This is a genomic window from Massilia sp. UMI-21, from assembly GCA_015277795.1.
In the GTDB taxonomy this organism is placed as follows: domain Bacteria; phylum Pseudomonadota; class Gammaproteobacteria; order Burkholderiales; family Burkholderiaceae_D; genus Telluria.
The window spans coordinates 1,926,424-1,944,039 of record CP063848.1 but is presented as its reverse complement, the minus strand read 5'-3'; the positions used below and the strand labels follow the sequence as shown (position 1 = coordinate 1,944,039).

The 17,616-nt window shown below is 68.3% G+C and carries 16 protein-coding genes; 14 read left to right on the top strand and 2 right to left on the bottom strand.

The window, feature by feature from the left end:
• Positions 1-28: 28 nt before the first annotated feature.
• From IM543_08655 to IM543_08635, 5 genes are all read left to right on the top strand, one after another.
• Positions 29-1,297 (top strand): nitronate monooxygenase, encoded by a 1,269-nt coding sequence (locus tag IM543_08655; protein ID QOY95887.1) that lies wholly within the window; start codon positions 29-31, stop codon positions 1,295-1,297.
• Between the two features lie 128 nt (positions 1,298-1,425).
• On the top strand, positions 1,426-3,795 hold the full coding sequence (locus IM543_08650) for an EAL domain-containing protein (GenBank protein QOY95886.1): 2,370 nt from the start codon (positions 1,426-1,428) through the stop codon (positions 3,793-3,795).
• A gap of 83 nt (positions 3,796-3,878) precedes the next feature.
• Positions 3,879-4,181, top strand: coding sequence for a winged helix-turn-helix transcriptional regulator (locus IM543_08645; GenBank protein ID QOY95885.1), 303 nt, complete (start codon positions 3,879-3,881; stop codon positions 4,179-4,181).
• Positions 4,182-4,183: 2 nt separating this feature from the next.
• The gene (locus IM543_08640; GenBank protein ID QOY95884.1) at positions 4,184-4,594 is read left to right on the top strand and encodes a hypothetical protein; all 411 of its coding nucleotides are present in this window, start codon (positions 4,184-4,186) and stop codon (positions 4,592-4,594) included.
• Between the two features lie 13 nt (positions 4,595-4,607).
• Complete coding sequence (locus IM543_08635; GenBank protein QOY95883.1) at positions 4,608-4,946, top strand: rhodanese-like domain-containing protein; 339 nt, start codon at positions 4,608-4,610, stop codon at positions 4,944-4,946.
• A 10-nt stretch (positions 4,947-4,956) separates the two neighbouring features.
• Here the strand turns inward: IM543_08635 and IM543_08630 are convergent, their stop codons facing one another.
• Positions 4,957-5,895 carry an exopolyphosphatase gene (locus IM543_08630; GenBank protein ID QOY95882.1) on the bottom strand — a complete coding sequence of 313 codons (939 nt, stop codon included), beginning with the start codon at positions 5,893-5,895 and terminating at the stop codon, positions 4,957-4,959.
• Positions 5,896-6,200: 305 nt separating this feature from the next.
• Here IM543_08630 and IM543_08625 point away from each other — a divergent pair, with 305 nt between their 5' ends.
• The 9 genes from IM543_08625 to IM543_08585 all read left to right on the top strand — a co-directional run bounded on the left by IM543_08625 (position 6,201) and on the right by IM543_08585 (position 17,166).
• Positions 6,201-7,490: a histidine kinase gene (locus IM543_08625; GenBank protein QOY95881.1), complete on the top strand. Its 1,290-nt coding sequence runs from the start codon at positions 6,201-6,203 to the stop codon at positions 7,488-7,490.
• Between the two features lie 73 nt (positions 7,491-7,563).
• Positions 7,564-8,343 carry a response regulator transcription factor gene (locus IM543_08620; GenBank protein QOY95880.1) on the top strand — a complete coding sequence of 260 codons (780 nt, stop codon included), beginning with the start codon at positions 7,564-7,566 and terminating at the stop codon, positions 8,341-8,343.
• Positions 8,344-8,467: 124 nt separating this feature from the next.
• Positions 8,468-9,664, top strand: a complete 1,197-nt coding sequence (locus IM543_08615; GenBank protein ID QOY95879.1) for a PAS domain S-box protein — start codon at positions 8,468-8,470, stop codon at positions 9,662-9,664.
• A 132-nt stretch (positions 9,665-9,796) separates the two neighbouring features.
• Positions 9,797-10,810 carry a porin gene (locus IM543_08610; GenBank protein ID QOY95878.1) on the top strand — a complete coding sequence of 338 codons (1,014 nt, stop codon included), beginning with the start codon at positions 9,797-9,799 and terminating at the stop codon, positions 10,808-10,810.
• Between the two features lie 322 nt (positions 10,811-11,132).
• Complete coding sequence (locus IM543_08605; GenBank protein QOY95877.1) at positions 11,133-12,173, top strand: polyprenyl synthetase family protein; 1,041 nt, start codon at positions 11,133-11,135, stop codon at positions 12,171-12,173.
• 14 nt (positions 12,174-12,187) lie between these two features.
• On the top strand, positions 12,188-13,498 hold the full coding sequence (locus IM543_08600) for a glycosyltransferase (GenBank protein ID QOY95876.1): 1,311 nt from the start codon (positions 12,188-12,190) through the stop codon (positions 13,496-13,498).
• The gene (crtY, locus tag IM543_08595) at positions 13,491-14,681 is read left to right on the top strand and encodes a lycopene beta-cyclase CrtY (GenBank protein QOY95875.1); all 1,191 of its coding nucleotides are present in this window, start codon (positions 13,491-13,493) and stop codon (positions 14,679-14,681) included. The genes IM543_08600 and crtY overlap by 8 nt, the downstream gene beginning before the upstream one ends.
• A complete protein-coding gene (locus IM543_08590; GenBank protein ID QOY95874.1) occupies positions 14,678-16,189 on the top strand; it encodes a phytoene desaturase in 1,512 nt (503 codons plus the stop codon). Before crtY ends, IM543_08590 begins: the two co-directional genes overlap by 4 nt.
• Positions 16,186-17,166 carry a phytoene/squalene synthase family protein gene (locus tag IM543_08585; protein QOY95873.1) on the top strand — a complete coding sequence of 327 codons (981 nt, stop codon included), beginning with the start codon at positions 16,186-16,188 and terminating at the stop codon, positions 17,164-17,166. The genes IM543_08590 and IM543_08585 overlap by 4 nt, the downstream gene beginning before the upstream one ends.
• Here the strand turns inward: IM543_08585 and IM543_08580 are convergent.
• Positions 17,063-17,596 carry a sterol desaturase family protein gene (locus IM543_08580; protein QOY95872.1) on the bottom strand — a complete coding sequence of 178 codons (534 nt, stop codon included), beginning with the start codon at positions 17,594-17,596 and terminating at the stop codon, positions 17,063-17,065. The genes IM543_08585 and IM543_08580 overlap by 104 nt on opposite strands.
• Positions 17,597-17,616: the final 20 nt, after the last annotated feature.

Sequence of the window (17,616 nt, the reverse complement as noted above, 5' to 3'; positions counted from 1 at the left end):
AGGGAACTACGGCGGTTTAAGGATTGCAATGAAACGTGTTGATGATTTCCGCCTGCGACTGGGCAACAAGGACTACGTGCCGATCATGATCGGCGGCATGGGCGTGGACATTTCGACCTCCGAGCTGGCCCTGGAAGCCGCCCGTCTCGGCGGCATCGGCCACATCTCGGACGCGATGGTGCAGGATGTGTCGGACCGCAAGTTCGACACCACCTTCGTCAAGGACAAGACCAAGCTCTACAAGTTCAACATCAACAACATGAACAAGGCGGTGGTCCAGTTCGACCTCGACCGCCTGGCCGAAGCGACCCGCCTGCACGTCGGCTCGACCATGGAAGCGAAGAAGGGCGATGGCCTGATCTTCGTGAACTGCATGGAAAAGCTGACCATGAACGCGCCCAAGGAAACCCTGCGCACCCGCCTGTCGGCGGCGATGGACGCCGGCATCGACGGCATCACCATGTCGGCCGGCCTGCACCTGGGTTCTTTTGAGCTGATCAAGGACCATGCACGCTTCCGCGATACCAAGCTCGGCATCATTGTCTCGTCCGTGCGCGCCCTGCAGCTGTTCCTGAAGAAGGTCTCGCGCCTGAACCGCCTGCCCGACTACATCATCGTCGAAGGCCCGCTGGCGGGCGGCCACCTCGGCTTCGGCATCGACGACTGGCGGCAATACGACCTGCACACCATCATGGACGAGATCCATGCCTTCATGCGCGAGCAGGCGCTGGACATTCCGGTCATCGCCGCCGGCGGCATCTTCACCGGCTCGGACGCGGTCGGCTTCCTGGAAAAAGGCGCCGGCGGCGTGCAGGTGGCGACCCGCTTCACCGTCACCCACGAGTGCGGCATGCCCGACCACGTCAAGCAGGAATACTTCCGCGCCAGCGAGGAAGACATCATCGTCAACGGCGTCTCGCCGACCGGCTACCCTATGCGCATGCTCAAGAGCACGCCGGCAATCGGCTCCGGCATCCGCCCGGGCTGCGAATCCTACGGCTACCTGCTGGACGCCACCGGCAACTGCGCCTACATCAACTCGTACAACCGCGAGGTGCAGGCCAGCCCGGACGGCAAGAACATCACGGTGTTCGACAAGACCTGCCTGTGCACGCACATGCGCAACTTCAACTGCTGGACCTGCGGCCACTTCACCTACCGCCTGAAGGACACCACCCACCGCCTGGCCGACGGCAGCTACCAGATCCTGTCGGCCCAGCACGTGTTCGAGGATTACCAGTTCAGCGTCGACAACCAGGTTGCCTTGCCGCCGAAACAGGAAACCGCCGCGGCCTGACAGGCCCGCACCGGCTGTTCCCTATCTTCAAAGCCACGGTCCGCCGTGGCTTTGTGCTTCATGCGCCGCGCATGGCCGAAGGCGTGTAATCTGGTTGCCCCACGAGCGTTTTCGCGAAGGGTGCCGGCATGTCGACCATCGAAGCATCTGCGCAGGTGTGTTTCCTGACCGATGACGAGGGCAAGATCGTGACCTGGAATCCCGCCTGCGCGGCGCTGTTCGGCTGGACGCCGCAGCAGGCCCCGGGCCGGGCACTCACCGACCTCGTCGCCGCGGACATCGGCTGGCCCGCCCTGGCCGCTTCCGGCGGGGCCAAGCTGCCGATGCGCTTCGCCGGCGCGCGCGCAGGCCTTGCCACGCTGTCCCTGCTGCGCCAGTACGACGCCCGCGGCGAGCCGCGCGGCTGGGGCGCGGCCGTCTTCGTCGCACCGTCCGAGGCGCTTTCCGAGGCCGAGCGCATCGGCCGCACCCCGCTGTCCGACGTGGTCGACCTCCTGCCCGGCACCTTCTACGCGGTCGACCGCGAAGGCCGCCTGCTGCTGTGGAACCACAACCTTGAACGCCTCACCGAAATGACGCCCGACGAGCTTGCCGCCGCGCGGGTGAGCGACATGGTCGAGCCGCGCGAACGCCCGCTGGCGATGGAAAACATCCGGCGCGTGTTCGAGGAAGGCGCCGAGGTCTCGATGGAAATCAACTACGTCTCGCGCAGCGGGCGCGAGACGCCGATGATGGTGGGCGGCGCCCGCGTGCGCTGCAACGGCGGCCAATACCTGTTCGGCATGGGCATCGACATTTCCAGGCGGCGCGAACAGGAACGCCAGCTGCGGCTGCGCGAGCGGGCGCTGCACGCGGCCAGCAACGGCATCGTGATCACCCGTTGCGCCGGGCGCGACAACATCATCGAATACGTCAACCCGGCCTTCGAGCGCATCGCCGGCTACCCGGCCCGGGACGCGATCGGGCGCGATGCGCGCTTCATGGCGGCGCCCAACTTCGACGCCCACGAGCGCAGCCAGGTGCGCCTGGCCCTCACCGAACGGCGCGCGGTGAACGTGGTGTTTCGCAACATGCGCAAGAACGGCGATATCTTCTGGAACGACCTGAGCATCACGCCGGTGCGCGACGAGCACGGCGAGGTGACCCATTTCATCGGCATCCTGCAGGACGTCACCGCGGTCAAGCAGCGCACCGAGCACCTCGAGCACGAGATCAACCACGATCCCCTCACCGGCCTGGCCAACCGCACCCTGCTCTGGGACCGGCTCGACCACGCGGTCCACCTGGCCCAGCGCCATGCCTCGATGGTGGCGACCGTGCTGGTCGACCTGGACAACTTCAAGACCGTCAACGACACCTTCGGCCACGAGGCGGGCGACGTGGTGCTCAAGGTGGTGGCGCGCCGCTTGCTGTCGGCGGTGCGCGACAGCGACACGGTGGCGCGCATGTCGGGCGACGAATTCGTGCTGGTGCTGGTCGACCAGCCCTCGGTGCGTTTCACGCTGCGCATGGCCGAGCGGCTGCGGCGCGCGATGACGTTGCCGGTGGCCGTCGGCGGCAACGAAATCCCGGTCGGCGCCAGCATGGGCGTGGCCTTATTCCCCCAGGACGGCAACACGCCGGCCGAACTGGTGCGCGCAGCCGACATGGCGATGTACCACGTCAAGGGCAACGGCGGCGGCGTGCACTTCTTCTCGCCCGAGATGCGCCTGGCCAGCGAAAAGCGCGCCGCGCTGGCCGACAGCATCCGCAGCGCACTCGAGCACGACGAACTGTTCCTGCTGTTCCAGCCGCGCATGGACGCGAAGAGCGGCAAGGTGCGCGGCTTCGAGGCGCTGTTGCGCTGGCGCCATCCGAAGCACGGCATCATGCTGCCGGCCAGCTTCCTGGCCGAGGCCGAAGAGTCCGGCAAGATGATCGAGATCGGCGACTGGGTGCTGGACCAGGCCTGCGCCTTCCTGCACCAGCTGCGCCAGCTCGGCTACACCGGCCTGCCGGTGTCGGTCAACGTCTCGTACCGCGAGTACAGCCGGCACGGCTTCGTTCCCGGCGTCGCCGCGCACGTCGCCCGCTACGAACTGCCGCCCGGCAGCCTCGAGATCGAGATCCCCGAGGCCGACCTGATCCGCAATCCCGCACTCGGACGCGACCTGTCGGCCCAACTGCGCGAGGCCGGCGTGGCGCTCTCGCTCGACGAGTTCGGCAAAGGCATCTCCGATCTCTCCTTCCTGCGCCAGCTGTCGGTGCGCCAGGTCAAGCTGTCGAAAGCGGCGGTGCGCGATATCGCCACCGAGGGCGAAGGCTGCAAGCTGGCCAAGACCCTGATCGACATCGGCCACAACCTCGACCTGGCGGTGGTCGGCGAGGCGGTCGAGACCGAAGAGCAGGTGAATTTCCTGCGCTCGCACGGCTGCGACCAATTGCAGGGACAGTGGTTCAGCGAACCGCTGGCGCCGGATGCGGTCCGCACGATGCTCGACCAGCGCTATCACGTCTAGTACAGCCGCGCCACTTCTGCGCATGGCCGCAACTTTCATCGGAAAGTGCTTGTAATAGTTCGATGTTTAGCTAATAATCATTCATGACTTCCGTTTTCAAAGCCCTGTCCGATCCGACCCGCCGCGCCATCCTGCAGCATTTGCAACAGGGGCCGATGGGCGCCGGCGAACTGGCCGACCTGTTCGACGTATCGAAACCGACCATGTCGGCCCATTTCGCCGTGCTGGTCCAGGCCGGCCTGATCGCGCCCGAGAAACAGGGGCGCACGATCACTTACCGGCTCAGGCTCAGTGTGCTCGAAGACGCCCTGCTCGGGTTTGCGCAAGCCTTCGGGCTGAACGTCACCCGGCCCACCCCGCCCGCTGTTCCACCTACGAAGGAGTAAGCATGAAACCGTCCCCGTCCCCACGTTTTTCCGCATTGCTCCACGCCGTCCTGGCGGCTGCCGCCATCCTTGGCATCTCGGCCCTGCTGGCCTGGGCCGCGCCGGCCTACCTCGATCCGGAATGGGCGCGGCGCCTCGGCGGCGCGCTGCTGGGCGCGGTCGTGGTGGTGTACGCGAATGCGGTCCCGAAGGCGCTGGCGGCGCGCATGCGCTGCACCTCGGCGGCGGCTGACCAGGCCGCGCGCCGCTTCGCGGGCTGGGCCCTGGTGCTGGGCGGGCTCGCCTACATGCTGGCCTGGCTGGTGGCCCCCATCGGCTTGGCGGGCATGCTCGGCGGCCTGGCGCTGGGCACGGCCGTGACCTGCGCCGCGCTCGGCTGCATCCGGATCGGCGCACGCCGCTCCAGCAACTGAGCGAGGAGCCGCCATGCTTGCCATGTTCATGGGTCTCAAGACGATCACGCCGGCCGCACTGCATGCCCGCCTGGGCGCCGACCGGCCCGCGATCTTCGACTTGAATGCGCCACATTCGTGGCGGGCCGCGCGCGTGCCGGGCGCCATCCACCTCGGCGTCGATTTCGATCCGTCGGTCCTGCCGCCGGACCGCGCGGCCGGCCTGGTCTTCTATTGTTCGAACCCACTGTGCAGCAAGGCGCCGCGCGCGGCGCGGCGCGCCGGCAAGCTCGGCTACACCGATGTGCGCGTGATGTCGGCCGGCATTACCGGCTGGCTGTCCGCGCAGTTGCCGACCGACAGCGGCGACTGAACTTGTCTGGTCACCCGTCCTTGTTGATGCGGTTGACCAGGGCGCCGAGCACGTCCTCGGCCAATTCATTGTCCACCTGGCAGGTGCCGGCATTTTCATGCCCGCCTCCGCCGTACTCCAGCATCAGGGCGCCGATGTTGGTGGCCGAGGTCCGGTTCAGGATCGACTTGCCGGTGGCAAACACCGTGTTCTGCTGCTTCACGCCCCACAATACGTGGATCGAGATGTTCGTCTCCGGGAACAGCGCATAGATGATGAAGCGGTTGCCCGCATAGATCACCTCTTCGTCGCGCAGGTCGAGCACCACCAGGTTGCGGTGGAGCTTCGCACAGCGCCGGATCTGCTGCTTGCAACGCTCGCTGTGCTCGAAGTACAGCGTGGTGCGCTCGCGCACGTCGGGCAGTTCCATGATCTGCTCGATCGCGTGCCTGGCGCAGTAGTCGATCAGGGCCATCATCAGCTGGTAGTTCGAGATCCGGAACTCGTGGAAGCGGCCCAGGCCGGTACGCGCATCCATCAGGAAGTTGAGCAGGTTCCAGCCCTGCGGAAACAGCACCTCGTCGCGCGTGAAACGGGCCGCGTCCGCCTTGTCGACCGCCGCCATCATGTCGTCCCAGGCCGCCGGGAAAGTCCTGGCGCCACCGTAGTGGTCGTACACCACGCGCGCCGCCGACGGCGCGTCCGGATGGATGACATGGTTCTCGCGCACGCCGGTATTGCGGATGGTTTCCGACAGGTGGTGGTCGAAGACCAGGTGCGCCGCCGGCACATACGGCAGGTTGGTCGTGATGTCGCGCCGGGTGATGGCGATCTTGCCGTCCTGCATGTCCTTCGGGTGCACGAACAGGATGTCGTCGATCAGGTCGAGATGCTTGAGCAGCACCGCGCACACCAGGCCGTCGAAGTCGCTGCGGGTAACGAGTCGGAATTTATCGTGGTCGGCTGACATCTGCACATCCTTTCAGGAGTCGAAAACGGGACAGCGAGCGGGTCGGGAGCGGTGGGAGCACACCCGAAAAATCATACCTTGCAATGTTTCCGCTTGTCAGCCTTTGCGATGGCGCATCCTGGCTCGGCTGGACGCAATCCATTCCCCGGATCGTGCAGACTGTCGCAAGGGGCTGGCCCCATGGGCGCGCCAGGCGTAAAGTTGCATCATCCCAACAGTTGTAGCGGACCGAAATGTTGTATTTCCGGTACGCGCAAGCGCCGACGCGGTACACTCGCCGCTTGCACCAGATCGAACGAACCAATATGCAAGCAAGGAACACAAGCCCGCACTTTTTCTCGAGCGTCCTGTCGTGGCTCTACCGCGGCTTCGATGCCGTGGCGACCTGGGTCACCCAGCTGTCGTGGTGGAAGTTTTTCCTGTTTGCGATCCTGACCTTGATGGCCGGCGCGATCCTGCAGGAAGAATTGTTTTCCGGCCCGGCCGAAGAAGAAATCACGCGCGCCGAGCGCGACGCCAGGCGCGGCAGCGATGCCGCCATCCTGATCGACGAGAGCGGCATCCGCTTCCACCCGCGCAGCCGCGCGCGCGGCGGCGCCGCCACCGGACCGGAAGCGCCGGCCGCGCCGCCGGAGCCGTCCGGGCTTCCTGATGCGCCTGATGCGCCCGACGCCCCGCCGGTCCCGCCTGTCCCGGCCGCGCCAGCCGCGCCGGCCGCCCCTGCCATGGGCGCCAACGGCGAATCGGTGCACATCGAACTGCCGCCGCAGATCAGCGAAGAACTGTCCAACGCCATCGACGCGGCCGTGGAAGACGCTGCCGAGCAGAAGGTCTCGCGCTACCACAAGCAGGCCTCGACCTGGTTCATGAACTTCGTGGTGCTGTTCGTGCTGGCCCTGTTCGGCACCAAGGCCCTGGTCGGGGGCAAGAAACGCGCCGAAGCGCAATCCCAGGTGGCCAATGCCGCGGCCGAACGCGAGGCCATGCAGCGCCAGCTGTCCGAGACCCGGATGCAGATGATGCAGGCCCAGGTCGAGCCGCATTTCCTGTTCAACACCCTGGCCTCGGTCGAACACCTGATCCGGGTCGATCCGCCGCGCGCCTCGGCCATGCAGCGCAGCCTGATCCAGTACCTGCGTGCGGTGCTGCCGCAGATGCGCGACAACGCCGTGGTCACCGGCCTCGGGCGCGAAGTGGACATGGTCACGGCCTACCTGGACCTGCTCAAGATGCGCATGGAAGAGCGCCTGACGGTCGTGATGCAGGTGCCGGACGGCCTGCGCAGCGCGGCCTTCCCGCCGATGATGCTGCAGTCGATGGTCGAGAACGCGATCAAGCACGGCCTCGAATGCAAGCCCGAAGGCGGCACCCTGAAGATCACCGCCGAGGTGGTCGACAGCAAGCTGCTGGTCACCGTGACCGACGACGGCGTCGGCTTCGGCGTGGTGCCGAGCGACGGCACCGGCCTGGGCCTGCAGACCATCCGCGACCGCCTCAAGCTGCTGCACGGCGACGCCGGCCAGCTGCACATCGCCGCCAACAGCCCGAGCGGCGTGATCGCCATGATCGAGGTGCCCTACCAGCTGTCGAAATGAGCGGCCAGCCCATGCTTGCCTGGCGCGCGGTTTCGTTGAATAATTATCAAATCCTTCAGCCACAGAGACGACCATGCCTACAGCCGCACCCACCGCGATCATCGCCGACGACGAACGACTGATGCGCGACCAGCTGCGCCTGCGCCTGTCCGAGGCCTGGCCGGAACTGGACATCGTCGGGGAAGCGAAGAACGGCGAGGAAGCAGTGCAGCTGGTCGAGCAGCTCCGGCCGGACCTGACCTTCCTCGACATCCGCATGCCGGGCAAGACCGGCATGGAGGCGGCGCGCGAGATCGGCGACCGCAGCCAGATCGTGTTCGTCACCGCCTACGACCAGTACGCGGTGGAAGCCTTCGAGCGCGGCGCGATCGATTACGTGCTCAAGCCGACCGAGCCGGAGCGCCTGAAGCTCACCGTCGACCGTCTCAAGGCGCGCCTGGAGCGTCCGGGCGAAGCGGCCAGCGTCAACGACAGCGTGCAGGCCATGCTGTCGCAGCTGGCCGAGAAGATCGCCGCGCCCAAGCCCAAGCACCTGCAATGGATCCAGGCCAGCATCGGCCAGGACCTGCGCATGATCCCGGTGGAAGACATCCTGTTCTTCCGCTCCGACGAAAAATACACCTGCGTGCAGACGGCCAGCTTCGAAGCCCTGATCCGCAAGCCGGTGCGCGACCTGGCCGAAGAGCTCGACCCTTCGCTGTTCTGGCAGATCCACCGGGCCACCCTGGTCAACGTCAACGCCATCGAAGGCGTGACGCGCGACATCCGCGGACGGCACCTGGTGCTGGTCAAGGGACGGCCCGAGAAGCTCGAGGTAAGCCGCAGCTTCCTGCACCTGTTCAAGCAGATGTGAGGCACGCCCGCCCGGGCCGTCCCGGGCGCCATGGCCCCTTTGTCTCCCGTCAACTCCCTCCGCTTCGCCTCGCCGTAATGTAGAGCTCCCGGCCTCCCATCGGCCCTCATTGGCAGCTTCGCGCATGACACCACAGCGACGCCCCCGCCGGCATGCGCCGGGCACGGCGGTTCTCGTGTTTTCCTTCCTGGGCGGCTATTACGTCGGGCATACGGCGGCCGCGCTGCGCCGGGCACGCAGGGTGCACCGCCCGGTCCGCGCCTTCGACGGGCGGCGCATCGTCAACAGCGCCAGCGACGCCATCCTGTCGATCGACGAGCACGCCGTCATCCTGTTCGCCAACCCGGCCGCGGCCCACATGTTCGCCAGCAGCGTCGGCGCCATGCAGGGCTGCTCGCTGGCGCGCTTCATCCAGCCACCCCACCGCGACGCCGCGACGCCCTACGACTACTTCCCGGCCGGCGGCGGGCGTGCGGGCCGGCGCGCCACCGACTACGCCGTCACCGGCATCCGCACCAACGGCCAGCTGTTCCCGATCGAAGGCTCGATCTCCAGCGTCGAGCACGACGGCCACGAGATCTGCACCGTGATCCTGCGCGACGTCTCCGAGCGCCACCTGGTGCAGCAGAAACTGGCGCGCTCGCACGACCAGCTGCGCCAGCTGTCCTCGGCACTGCAGACCATCCGCGAAGAAGAACGCACCCACATCGCGCGCGAGCTGCACGACGACCTCGGCCAGCTGCTGGCCTCGCTGCGCATGGACCTCACCCTGCTGCAGGGCGGCAAGCAGCTGCCCGAACCGAGCCAGCGCCTGATCGAAGGCATGGAGAGCAATCTCCTGATGGCCATCGCCTCGCTGCGCCGCATCGCCACCAATCTGCGCCCGCGCGCGCTCGACGAGGGCGGCCTGTATTTCGCGCTGCAGGGCCTGCGCGACGACTTCGTCGAACGCCACGGCATCGCCTGCACCCTGCTGGCCGACGAGGCCGAACTGCGCCTCGACGACACCGCCAGCACCGCCATCTTCCGCATCGTGCAGGAAGCCCTGACCAACATCGCGCGCCACGCCGGCGCCACCCAGGCCGTCCTCAACCTCGACCGGGTCGACGGCGCGCTGCTGCTCACCATCCGCGACGACGGCCGCGGCATCCGCAGCGAAGACATGGAAAAGAAGGAATCGCTGGGCCTGGTGGGCATGCGCGAGCGGGTCTGGGCCATGGAGGGCGAGATCACCATCAGCACCGACGACGACGTCGGCACCCGCATCGATATCGTGCTGCCCCTGACCGGCCGCATCATCGGCGAGGAACCCAAGGGCTGAGCGCATCACCGAGCTCCCTTGGCTGTCCGGCATATCAGGATGTCACCAAGCGGAAACATTCCCTCTGTACTATCCGCTTCGATCCGAGTGTTTCAATCACTCGACACCCTGTCCAAACCAAAGGAGCTCTACATGAAGTGCAAAACCCTGGCAGCCGCGCTGCTGTCTTCCCTTCCGCTGTTCGCCCACGCCCAGACCAACGTCACCGTCTACGGCGTGATGGACGCGGCGATCGCCGTGGAAGACACCGACGCACCGGGTGATAGCCGTCGCACCGTGATCAATTCGGGCAACCAGTCGAGCAGCCGGATCGGCTTTCGCGGCACCGAAGACCTGGGCAACGGCCTGAAAGCGCTGTTCAACATCGAAGCCGGCGTCGCCCTCGACACCGGCGCCGCCGATTCCTCGCTGTTCGGCCGCCGCGCCGTGGTCGGCCTGCAGGGCGCCTTCGGCACCCTGACCGTGGGCCGCGAATACAGCCCGATCGCCGCCGTGGCGGGCGCCAGCGACATCCTGGGCCAGGGCATGTTCGGCAGCAACCTGTCGGCCTTCAGCGGGAACCGCCTGACCCGCCGCCTGGCGAACTCGGTCAACTACAAGAGCGAGGCCATGAGCGGCTTCAGCGTCAACGCCGCCTACTCGACCGGCGAGAAGACCGTCGAGCCCTCGGGCGACCTGATGGGCGTGTCGGTGGAATACAAGAACGGCGGCCTGTACCTGGGCGCCGGTTACCACAACGTCGAGCGCCTGGCGACCGGCGACGACAAGGAATACGCCTTCGGCGCGGGCTACAAGTTCGGCGCGGTCGAAGTCAAGGGCAACTACATGGTGGCGGACCAGACCGGCGCCAACAACGAGTACGAGAACGCCAACCTCGGCGCCGCCTACACGTTTGGCCCGAACAAGGTGTTCGTCAACTTCCAGCAGCAGAAGCTCGAGACCGGGGCCAAGGGCAACACCGTGTCGCTGGCCTACACCTACAACGTGTCGAAGCGCACCAATTTCTACACGACCTACGCCCAGCTGCGTAACAACGGCCGCGGCGTGTTCGGCATCAACTCGTCGTCGACCAACGTCACGCCGCCGGCCACCGCGCCGGGCGCCGATCCGTCGGTGTTCAGCCTCGGCGTGCGCCACACGTTCTGATCGCCCGGCGCCACGCGGCCCGGCCGCGTGCGACCCGACATGCCGGCAGCGCCGGCATGTTCTCATTCCGGTGCCGGCCGTCGCGCCGCTCCCCGTCCCTGGATTGACCCGCTCACCTTCGCGCGTCACGCGAACCTGGCCAAGTTTTCAAGTTTAATACGTTCGTGCGGCCATGCAGTGCTTCGCAGGCCTGAACACGCATGCACCTCAAACACGGTGCACACGATTGAAATAATTAGCGATTGCTCAACTTTGCTTACGGTATGATCGTCGGCAAAATTAGCAATTTCTGTTCCCGATTCTCGGCTCGAAGGGGTAGCGCATGACGACAGCGGCACGGAGGCTCGACGGGGCCCTGAATGGGTCCATCAACGGTTTCGACCTGGCGCACGGACCAGACGCCTTGCGCGAGACCATCGAACAACGCATGGCTGCCTTGCTGGCCGATTCCGGCGACCAGGCCGACCTGCTGGCCGCCGCCATGCGCGCCGGCGCGCTCAGCGCCGGCAAGCGCATGCGGCCGCTGCTGGTGATGCTGGTGGCGCGCGACCTCGGCTGCACCTCGCCGGCCCTGGCCGACGTCGCCTGCGCGGTCGAGATGGTGCATGCGGCGTCCCTGATGCTGGACGATATGCCCTGCATGGACAACGCCCGCCTGCGGCGCGGCCGGCCCGCCATTCACGTCCAGTACGGCGAAGACGTGGCCATCCTGGCCTCGGTGGCCCTGCTCAGCCGCGCATTCGGCGTCCTGGCGAGCGCCGTCGACATTGCTCCGGTGACGCGTGCGCGCCTGGTGGCGCGCCTGGCCGAGACGGTCGGCGCCCAGGGCCTGGTGCGCGGCCAATACCAGGACTTGCACGGCGCGGACCTGCAAGGCGGCGCGCGCACGCCCGACGCGATCGCCACCACCAACGAACTCAAGACCGGCGTGCTGCTCGGCGTCGCCGTCGACATGGCGGCCATCATCGCCCAGGCGGACGAAGCGGCCTCAGCCTCGCTGCGCGCCTTCGCGTTGGCGGCCGGCCACGCCTTCCAGATCCGCGACGACTTCCTCGACCTGCCGGGCAAGGACATCGCCCTCACCGGCGCCGACAGCGGCAAGGACACCGGCAAGGACCTCGGCAAGGCCACCCTGCTCGCTTCGCTCGGCTTCGAGGAAGCGCAGCGCCGCCTGGCCCGGCACCTGCACGATGCGCAGCAGCACCTCGAAGACGCGCTCGGCCCGCGCGCCCTCACGCACCGGTTCATGGCCGGCCTGTTTGCCCAAGGCCGCGCCCGCCTGCGCTTCGGCGATGCCGCCGCGCCCGCAACGGCAGCAGCAGCCGCCGATCCGGTGCGCAGCTGCGAAGTGCTGGTGAACTGAAGCAAGGGATCCTCATGGCGCACTTCGGGGTCGTCGCACCCGCGTTCTACAGCCACTACAGCGCGCTGGGCGCGCTCGCCGGCGAACTGGTCGAGCGCGGCCACCGCGTCAGTTTCGTGCACCGGCCGGACGCGGCCGCCTATGTGAAAGATCCGCTGCTGGGCTTCCATGCGGTGGGCGCCGCCAGCCACCCGCCCGGCTCGCTCGCGGCCGCGCTGGAGCGCGCCGCCAGCCCGGGCGGGCCGCTCGGGTTGCGCCGGGTCATCCTCGACATGGCGGCCGCTACCGACATGCTGTGCCGCGAGCTGCCGCGCGCCATCGACGCGCTCGGGATCGACGCCATCATCGCCGACCAGATGGAAGCGGCGGGCGGACTGGTTGCGGAAGGCCTCGGGCTGCCCTTCGTCTCGGTCGCCTGCGCGCTGCCGGTCAACCGCGAGCCCGGCATCCCGCTGCCGGTGATGCCCTTCGACTACGCCGACGACGAACGCGCGCGCAAGGTCTACGAAGGCAGCACCCGGGTCTACGACTGGATGATGGGGCCGCACCGGCGCAGCATCGCGGCCAATGCGCGGCGCCTGGGCCTGTCCGCGCGCGACGGCCTGCACGAGTGCCTGTCGCCGCTGGCCCAGGTCAGCCAGACCGTGGCCGCCTTCGACTTCCCGCGGCACGGCTTGCCGGCGCACTTCCACCACGTCGGCCCGCTGCGCGCCACCGGGCCGCGCGCAGGCGCGCCGGCGCGGCATTTCATGCCCGACATCGCGGCCGGCCGCCCCTTCGTGTTCGCCTCGCTGGGCACCATGCAGGGCGGGCGCTTCAAGGTATTCAAGCGCATCGCCCAGGCCTGCCGCGCGCTCGACGCGCAGCTGCTGGTGGCGCACTGCGGCGGGCTCGATGCGCGCCAGGAGCGCCTGCTGGCACAGGCCGGCGCCACCTGGGTGTGCGCCTTTGCCGACCAGCAGGCGGTGCTGGAACGCGCCGACGCGGTGGTGTCGCACGCCGGTTCGAACACGGTGATGGATGCGATCGCCGCGCGCACCCCGATCCTGGCGCTGCCGATCGCCTTCGACCAACCCGGCACCGCGGCGCGCATCGTCCACGCGGGCCTGGGGCTGAAGGGCTCCGCGCGCTTTTCCGGCAGTGCGCGGCTGGCGCAAGACTTGCGGCGCCTGCTCGACGACGCCAGCTTCGCCACCCGCCTCGACGCCATGTCCGCCAGCCTGGCCGAGGCCGGCGGCACCCGGCGTGCGGCCGACATCGTCGAAGCGGCGCTGCGGGCTGGCCGGGCCGCGCCGGAAACACCCAGCGTGGCCGCCCTTGGATAAGCCGGTTGCCGATCGCGTCGACTACGACCTGGTGCTGGCCGGCGGCGGGCTGGCCAACGGCCTGCTGGCCTGGCGCCTGCGTGCGCTGCGGCCGGAGCTGCGCATCCTGCTGCTCGAAGGCGGCGAACACATCGGCGGCAACCACACCTGGTCCTTCCACGACAGCGACCTGAGCCCGAGCCAGCGCGGCTGGATCGCGCCGCTGGTGTCCAGCCGCTGGCCGCGCTACGCGGTGGCCTTTCCCGATCTGGCACGCACGCTCGAAGGCGGCTATGCCAGCATCACTTCCAGCGACTTCGCGCGCGTGATCGAGCCGGCGCTGGGCGCCTCCCTGCTGACCCGGGTGCGGATCGCATCGGTGACGCCGACCACGGTCGTGCTGGCGAACGGCCAGGCCATCCATGCGCGCGCCGTCATCGACGGACGCGGCATGCGCCCCACCACCCGGCTCTCGCTCGGCTACCAGACCTTTCTCGGCCAGGAGCTGCGCCTCGCGCGGCCGCACGGCCTGGCGGCCCCGGTCATCATGGACGCCGCCGTCGAACAGCAGGGCGGCTACCGCTTCGTCTACCTGCTGCCCTTCGGCCCGGACCGGATCCTGGTCGAGGACACCCATTATGTCGACAGCGCCGCCTGGGAGCCGGAGCGCCTGCGCGCCAACATCGCCGCCTATGCGCGCGGGCGCGGCTGGCAGGTCGCGGCCGTCGAGCGCGAAGAACAGGGCTCGCTGCCGATCGTGCTGGCCGGCGACTTCGACGCCTTCTGGGACGACCTGCACGGCCAGCCCAGCAGCGGACTGCGCGCCGGCCTGTTCCACCCGACCACCGGCTATTCGCTACCGCACGCGGTGCGGCTCGCCGAGCACATCGCCGGCCTCGACGACCTGGGGGCCGCGCCGCTGTTCGCGAGCATCCGCGCCGCGGCGCGCCGCGAATGGCAGGATCAGCGCTTCTTCCGGCTGCTCAACCGCATGCTGTTCCTGGCCGGCCGGCCCGAGGCGCGCTGGCGCGTCATGCAGCGCTTCTACGGCCTGCCGGCGCCCCTGATCGCCCGCTTCTACGCCGGGCGGCTGGGGCTGGGCGACAAGGCGCGCCTACTCAGCGGCAAACCGCCGGTGCCGGTCGTCCAGGCACTGGCGGCCGCATGCAAGATCCACCCCGACCAGATCAGGAAACCAGCATGAACCAGAAACAGAACGCCGTGGTCATCGGCGCCGGCTTCGGCGGCCTCGCGCTCGCCATCCGCCTGCAGGCCGGCGGCCAGCAGGTCACGCTGCTCGAGAAGCGCGACAAGCCGGGCGGCCGCGCCTACGTCTACGAAGACGAAGGCTTCGTGTTCGACGCCGGGCCGACCGTGATCACCGATCCATCCTGCATCGAAGAGCTGTTCGTGGCCAGCGGCAAGCGCCTGGCCGACTACGTCGACCTGCTGCCGGTCGCGCCCTTCTACCGCCTGTGCTGGGAAGACGGCAGCCATTTCGACTACGCCAACGACCAGGAGGCGCTCGACCGCCAGATCCACGCGCGCAACCCGGCCGACGTCGAAGGCTACCGGCGCTTTCTGGCCTATTCGAAGGCCGTGTTCGACGAAGGCTACCTGAAGCTGGGCGCGGTGCCCTTCCTGTCGTTCCGCGACATGATCTCCGCCGGCCCGCAACTGGCGCGGCTGCAGGCCTGGCGCAGCGTCTACAGCCTGGTGGCGCGCTTCATCCAGGACGAACACCTGCGCCAGGCGTTTTCCTTCCACTCGCTGCTGGTGGGCGGCAACCCGTTCGCGACCAGCTCGATCTACACCCTGATCCACGCGCTCGAGCGCAAGTGGGGCGTGTGGTTCCCGCGCGGCGGCACCGGCGCCCTGGTGCGCGCCATGGTGCGCCTGTTCGAGGACATCGGCGGGCGCATCGAGGTGAACGCGCCGGTGGCGCGCATCGAGGCATCGGGCAAGCGCGTCACCGGCGTGCGGCTGGAAGACGGCCGCCTGTTCCCGGCCGATGCGGTGGCCTCCAATGCCGACGTGGTGCATACCTACGGCACCCTGCTCGGCGCGCATCCGCGCGGCGCGGCCGAAGCGCAGTCGCTGCGCAAGAAGCGCTTCAGCAATTCGCTGTTCGTGCTCTACTTTGGCCTGAACAAGCACCACGAGCAGCTGCAGCACCACACGGTCTGCTTCGGCCCGCGCTACCGCGAGCTGATCAAGGATATCTTCCAGGGCCAGCAGCTGGCCGACGACTTCTCGCTGTACCTGCATGCGCCCTGCGTGACCGACCCTTCGCTGGCCCCGCCCGGCTGCGGCAGCCACTACGTGCTGGCGCCGGTGCCGCACCTGGGCAATGCGCCGATCGACTGGTCGGTAGAAGGCCCGCGCTACCGCGACCGCATCTTCGACTATCTCGAGCAGCGCTACATGCCGGGCCTGCGCAGCCAGCTGGTCACCAGCCGCTTCTTCACCCCGGTGGACTTCCGCGACCAGCTCAACGCCCACCTGGGCTCGGCCTTCTCGCTCGAGCCGATCCTGACCCAGAGCGCCTGGTTCCGCCCGCACAACCGCGACAGCGAGCTGGCCAACCTCTACCTGGTGGGGGCCGGCACCCATCCCGGCGCCGGCGTGCCGGGCGTGATCGGGTCGGCCAAGGCGACGGCCGGGCTGATGCTGGCCGAGGCGGGCGTCCTCGGGCAGGAGCTGCGGGCATGAGCGAAGCCTTGATGGACCATGCGACCCGCACCATCGAGGTCGGGTCGAAAAGCTTTGCCGCCGCGGCGCGCCTGTTCGACCCGGCCACGCGGCGCAGCGTGCTGATGCTGTATGCCTGGTGCCGCCACTGCGACGACGTGGTCGACGGCCAGGAGCTCGGCTTCCAGGTCGCGGGCGCGGCCCCGCACGATGCTGCCGCCGCGCTGGCGCTGCTGGAATCGCAGACGCGCCGCGCCTACGCCGGCGAGCCGATGCGGGAGCCGGCCTTCGCCGCCTTCCAGGAAGTCGCGCTGCGCCACCGGATCGACCCGCGCTTCGCGCTCGACCACCTGGCCGGCTTCGCCATGGACGTCGAGGGCGCGCGCTACGAGACCATCGACGACACCCTGCGCTACTGCTACCACGTGGCCGGCGTGGTCGGGCTGATGATGGCCTCGATCATGGGCGCCCACGATCCACGCGTGCTGGACCGCGCCTGCGACCTGGGCCTGGCCTTCCAGCTGACCAATATCGCGCGCGATATCGTCGAGGATGCCGGCATCGGCCGCTGCTACCTGCCGGCGCAGTGGCTGCGCGAAGCGGGCATCCCGCCGGACGAGCTGGCCGATCCGCGCCACCGCGCGGCGCTGGCGCGGGTCGCGGCGCGGCTGGTGGACTATGCCGAGCCCTACTACGACTCGGCATGCGCCGGCATCGCCGCCCTGCCGCTGCGCTCGGCATGGGCGATCGCCAGCGCGCGCAATGTGTATCGCCAGATCGGCATCGAGGTGAAGCGGCGCGGCGCGCGCGCCTGGGACGTGCGCGTCGGCACCAGCAAGGCGGCCAAGCTGCGGCTGCTGGCGACGGGCGCCGGCACGGCGCTGGCTTCGCGCCTTAGTGTGCGTGATCCTGCGGCGCGCCCGCGCGATCCGGCGCTGTGGCAGCGTCCGGGCGGCGCGGTGGACGTCCCCCGTGCTGCGCATGCAAAGCCTGCTTGAGCTTGTGCACGGGCGGCGCGTACAGGAAACCGAAGGATACGGCGCCGTCCCTGCCCTCGACCGCATGGTGCATGCGGTGCGCCTGGTACAGGCGCTTGAGATAGCCGCTGCGCGGCGTATGGCGGAACGGCCAGCGCTGGTGCACCAGACCGTCGTGGGCGACGAAATACAGGAAACCGTAAGCGGTCATGCCGGCGCCGATCCATTGCAGCGGCCAGGCGCCCCTCGTGCCGAACCAGATCAGGGCGATCGCCAGGCCGGCGAACACCACGGCGTACAGGTCGTTCTTCTCGAACCAGCCGGTGCGCGGCTCGTGGTGCGAGCGGTGCCAGCCCCAGCCGAACCCGTGCATCACGTACTTGTGCGCCAGGATGGAAAACACTTCCATGAACACGACGGTGAACAGGACGATGAGAGCGTTGAGCAGCATGGCGCGGGGACGGTAGAAAG

Bases quoted from the DNA above. Each gene is read 5' to 3' on its own strand.
- IM543_08655 (QOY95887.1), top strand. From the start codon at position 29: ATGAAACGTGTTGATGATTTCCGCCTGCGACTGGGCAACAAGGACTAC.
- IM543_08650 (QOY95886.1), top strand. From the start codon at position 1,426: ATGTCGACCATCGAAGCATCTGCGCAGGTGTGTTTCCTGACCGATGAC.
- IM543_08645 (QOY95885.1), top strand. From the start codon at position 3,879: ATGACTTCCGTTTTCAAAGCCCTGTCCGATCCGACCCGCCGCGCCATC.
- IM543_08640 (QOY95884.1), top strand. From the start codon at position 4,184: ATGAAACCGTCCCCGTCCCCACGTTTTTCCGCATTGCTCCACGCCGTC.
- IM543_08635 (QOY95883.1), top strand. From the start codon at position 4,608: ATGCTTGCCATGTTCATGGGTCTCAAGACGATCACGCCGGCCGCACTG.
- IM543_08630 (QOY95882.1), bottom strand. From the start codon at position 5,895: ATGTCAGCCGACCACGATAAATTCCGACTCGTTACCCGCAGCGACTTC.
- IM543_08625 (QOY95881.1), top strand. From the start codon at position 6,201: ATGCAAGCAAGGAACACAAGCCCGCACTTTTTCTCGAGCGTCCTGTCG.
- IM543_08620 (QOY95880.1), top strand. From the start codon at position 7,564: ATGCCTACAGCCGCACCCACCGCGATCATCGCCGACGACGAACGACTG.
- IM543_08615 (QOY95879.1), top strand. From the start codon at position 8,468: ATGACACCACAGCGACGCCCCCGCCGGCATGCGCCGGGCACGGCGGTT.
- IM543_08610 (QOY95878.1), top strand. From the start codon at position 9,797: ATGAAGTGCAAAACCCTGGCAGCCGCGCTGCTGTCTTCCCTTCCGCTG.
- IM543_08605 (QOY95877.1), top strand. From the start codon at position 11,133: ATGACGACAGCGGCACGGAGGCTCGACGGGGCCCTGAATGGGTCCATC.
- IM543_08600 (QOY95876.1), top strand. From the start codon at position 12,188: ATGGCGCACTTCGGGGTCGTCGCACCCGCGTTCTACAGCCACTACAGC.
- IM543_08590 (QOY95874.1), top strand. From the start codon at position 14,678: ATGAACCAGAAACAGAACGCCGTGGTCATCGGCGCCGGCTTCGGCGGC.
- IM543_08585 (QOY95873.1), top strand. From the start codon at position 16,186: ATGAGCGAAGCCTTGATGGACCATGCGACCCGCACCATCGAGGTCGGG.
- IM543_08580 (QOY95872.1), bottom strand. From the start codon at position 17,596: ATGCTGCTCAACGCTCTCATCGTCCTGTTCACCGTCGTGTTCATGGAA.